Genomic DNA, 3,421 nt, shown 5'->3' with positions numbered 1-3,421 from the left:
AGGGGATGTCGCCGGGGCGGCCCACCTTGATGCCGTCCGCCATCGTGGCCGGGCTGTCGATCGCGACGGGGTGGCCCGCGCGCAGCGAGGGCGGGTACGCGGCCGCGCCCGCCGCCTGCACCCCGACGTGCGGGTGGTCGGGGTGCAGCGCCTTGACCGCGATCGCGATGCCCGCGGCGACCCGCCGTTCGCCTCGTACCCGGCGACCGCCAGTGCGCGGTAGACCGCGTACTGCGCTGCCGGGTCCTGGGAGGCCGACCACGGCAGGGCGCCGACGTAGCCGTCGATGTGCCGCACCTGCTCCATGGCCTCCGCCCACCGCTCCATCGGAACGAGGAAGGACAGCAGCATGTGCCGGACCAGCGGGAGCACCGGGTCGTCCGGGCGGGCGTGGTGCACGGCGTACAGGGCACCCTCCACCGCGCGCGTCACGACGGCGCTCTCCCAGTAGTTGGTCAGCACCACCTCAGGGGTGTGCTCGTACACCGCGAACAGCGGCAGCGCCGTGAGCAGGGAGCCCTTCGGTGCGCGGGCGGCGGCCGCGTGCGCGAACGCGTCGGCCTTCTCGCGCGAGCCGTGCCACTTCTCGCACCAGTACTGCAGGGCCGCGAGGTGCGCGCCCATGTGCTGCGGGGCGCGGTCGATGACGTGGGCCCACAGCCGGTCGAACTCGCTCTCCGGGTAGCCCAGCCCCCGCGCGACGGCCAGCTCCGTCAGGTAGGGGACGGGGTCTCCGGGGGAGAGCAGCGCCGCCTTGCGGCAGGCCTCGCGGGCCTCCTCCAGGATGATCCGGTGGTCCTCCGAGCCGACGCCGCCGGAGTGCCGCCAGGCCTGCTGCACCAGCAGTTCGGCGTGGACCTGGGCACCGCCCGCGTCCTTCTCGGCCTGCAGCCGCCACGACTTGAGCCACTGGGCGCCCGTACCGGGCTGCGCGGCGAGTTCCAGGGCGGCGGCCCCGCCGAAGGCCTGGACGCGCTGCCAGCGCAGCTCGCCCTCCTTCGGGGTGCCGGCCAGCAGCTGCGACGCGGCCTGCCACTGCCCGGTGCCCTGCACCACGGTGAGGGCGTCCATCAGGTCCTCGTCGGGCCCGGGGACGCGCACGTCGAGGTCTTCCTGCCGGGCGAAGCCGTAGTTCGCGGGGTCCGCCGCGTCGGGGCTGCCGGGCTCGACGAGGCGCAGCCCGGCCCTCCTGCGCCGTATGTACGGGCCGAGGACGGCCACGAGCAGGCCCATCGCGATCAGGAACCACAGAATCTCCATGCCCTCAAGCGAACCAGACCGACCCGTGCCGAGGCCAATGCCCGACCGGTGCCGAGGCCGACGAGCGCCCGGGCCGAGGCCGACGAGTGCCCGGGCCGAGGCCGACGAGTGCCCGGGCCGAGGCCGACGAGTGCCCGGGCCGAGGGGAAGGCGAGGCGTGTGCGAACGGCGCGTTACGGATTCGGCGGCCGGCACCGCACACGAAGTGGCGTACGGCCCCGGGGGCCTTAGGCTCTGCCCATGAGCCACGACAGCCACGAGCACCAGAGCTTCGAGACCCGCGCGATCCACGCGGGGAACACCGCCGACCCGCTGACCGGCGCGGTCGTGCCCCCGATCTACCAGGTCTCCACGTACAAGCAGGACGGCGTGGGCGGCCTGCGCGGCGGCTACGAGTACAGCCGCAGCGCCAACCCGACCCGCACTGCGCTGGAGGAGAACCTCGCGGCGCTGGAGGGCGGTGTGCGCGGCCTGGCCTTCGCGTCCGGGCTCGCGGCCGAGGACTGCCTGCTGCGCACGCTGCTCGCGCCCGGCGACCACGTGGTCATCCCGAACGACGCCTACGGCGGCACGTTCCGCCTGTTCGCGAAGGTCGTCTCCCGCTGGGGCGTCGAGTGGTCGGTGGCCGACACCTCGGACCCTGACTCGGTGCGTGCCGCGATCACCCCGAAGACGAAGGCGATCTGGGTGGAGACGCCCTCCAACCCGCTGCTCGGCATCACGGACATCGCGGTGGTCGCGGACATCGCGCGCTCGGCCGGCGCGAAGCTCGTCGTCGACAACACCTTCGCCTCGCCCTACCTCCAGCAGCCCCTGGCGCTCGGCGCGGACGTCGTCGTGCATTCGCTGACGAAGTACATGGGCGGCCACTCGGACGTGGTCGGCGGCGCCCTCGTGACGGCCGACGCGGCCCTCGGCGAGGAACTGGCGTACCACCAGAACGCGATGGGCGCGGTGGCCGGCCCGTTCGACTCCTGGATCGTGCTGCGCGGCATCAAGACGCTCGCCGTGCGCATGGACCGGCACGCCGAGAACGCGGCGAAGGTCGCCGAGCTGCTCACCCGCCACCCGAAGGTGCACCGGGTGCTCTACCCGGGCCTGGCCGACCACCCGGGCCACGAGGTCGCGGCCAAGCAGATGCGCAACTTCGGCGGCATGATCTCCTTCCGGGTGACCGGCGGCGAGGAGGCGGCGGTCGAGGTCTGCAACCGGGCGAAGCTGTTCACGCTCGGCGAGTCCCTCGGCGGTGTCGAGTCCCTGATCGAGCACCCGGGCCGCATGACGCACGCCTCGGTGGCCGGCTCGCTGCTGGAGGTGCCGGGCGACCTGGTCCGCCTGTCCGTCGGCATCGAGAACGTCGACGACCTCCTCGCGGACCTGACGCAGGCCCTGGGCTGACATCAGGCGTACCGGCGCGGCCTGCGGAGGCCCCGCTCCCGGGCCCCGTACGGCGGCCTCCGCAGCCCGGCCCGGCGATCAGCTCGAGCCGGGCGCGGGGGCGCGCCCGCCGGAGCGGCGCCTACCACCCCTGAAGCGGCGGGGAGATCTCGCTCGGCGGCAGCTCCCAGGGCCGGGCCAGGGACGCCCACACGGCGAACGCGGCCGCGGCGGCGAACAGCAGTGCCCAGCCGATCCGGCGCAGTGCCCGGCGGCGCCGGACCAGCCGGTCCCCGCGGGCCGCGGCGGCGGCCGCGAGGCCGGTCGGGACCGGTGGGTGCGGGCCGGCCAGCAGCTGCCTGACCTGCTCCTCCTTGCGGTCCGGGACGTTCACGCGGCCTCCCGTCCGGGGCGCATCGCGGCGACGGCGCGGGCGGTGAGCGCCCGTACACGGTCGGCCGGCAGCCCCAGCTGCGCGGCGGCGACCTCCTCGGGCACGCCTTCGTGGACGCACAGCACCAGTGCGAGCCGCTCCTGCGGTGCGAGCCGGGCGAGGACGCCGGGGCCGTCGCGGTAGCGGCGGGCGGTGCGGGCGTAGGCGGTGCACAGCTCGCGGCGGGTGTGGTCGTACGGGTCGTCGCCGCGGACCCGGTGCCAGTCGGCGTACGTACGGGCCAGCGCGCCCGCGAGGAGCCGCCGGGCGCCGGGACAGCCGGAGCCTGCACCGGCACCGTCTCCTACGCCGTCCCCTGCGCCGGACCCGACCCCGGACCCGATTCCGGAG

The 3,421-nt window shown here is 75.0% G+C and carries 3 protein-coding genes and 2 pseudogenes; 1 reads left to right on the top strand and 4 read right to left on the bottom strand.

The window, feature by feature from the left end; translation table 11 throughout:
• Both EF903_RS35620 and EF903_RS30425 read right to left on the bottom strand, forming a co-directional pair.
• Positions 1–181 (bottom strand): annotated as a pseudogene (locus EF903_RS35620) (threonine ammonia-lyase); the annotation flags it as partial.
• Positions 175–1,260: pseudogene (locus EF903_RS30425) on the bottom strand (hypothetical protein); the annotation flags it as partial. The pseudogenes EF903_RS30425 and EF903_RS35620, both read right to left, overlap by 7 nt.
• Positions 1,261–1,500: 240 nt before the next feature.
• Here EF903_RS30425 and EF903_RS30420 point away from each other — a divergent pair.
• Positions 1,501–2,658: a cystathionine gamma-synthase gene (locus tag EF903_RS30420; RefSeq protein WP_125548210.1), complete on the top strand. Its 1,158-nt coding sequence runs from the start codon at positions 1,501–1,503 to the stop codon at positions 2,656–2,658.
• A gap of 121 nt (positions 2,659–2,779) precedes the next feature.
• Here EF903_RS30420 and EF903_RS30415 read toward each other — a convergent pair whose 3' ends face one another.
• Together EF903_RS30415 and EF903_RS30410 are read right to left on the bottom strand one after the other, a co-directional pair.
• Positions 2,780–3,031 carry a hypothetical protein gene (locus EF903_RS30415; protein ID WP_125548209.1) on the bottom strand — a complete coding sequence of 84 codons (252 nt, stop codon included), beginning with the start codon at positions 3,029–3,031 and terminating at the stop codon, positions 2,780–2,782.
• Entirely contained in the window at positions 3,028–3,414 is a 387-nt protein-coding gene (locus EF903_RS30410; protein WP_260616138.1) for a sigma factor-like helix-turn-helix DNA-binding protein, read from the bottom strand. The genes EF903_RS30415 and EF903_RS30410 overlap by 4 nt, the downstream gene beginning before the upstream one ends.
• Between the last annotated feature and the right edge of the window lie 7 nt (positions 3,415–3,421).

Source organism: Streptomyces sp. WAC05292, assembly GCF_003949955.1.
GTDB classification, from domain to species: domain Bacteria; phylum Actinomycetota; class Actinomycetes; order Streptomycetales; family Streptomycetaceae; genus Streptomyces; species Streptomyces globosus.
Note: the sequence above shows the minus strand (reverse complement) of the source record. Positions and strands in the feature narration are given on the sequence as shown.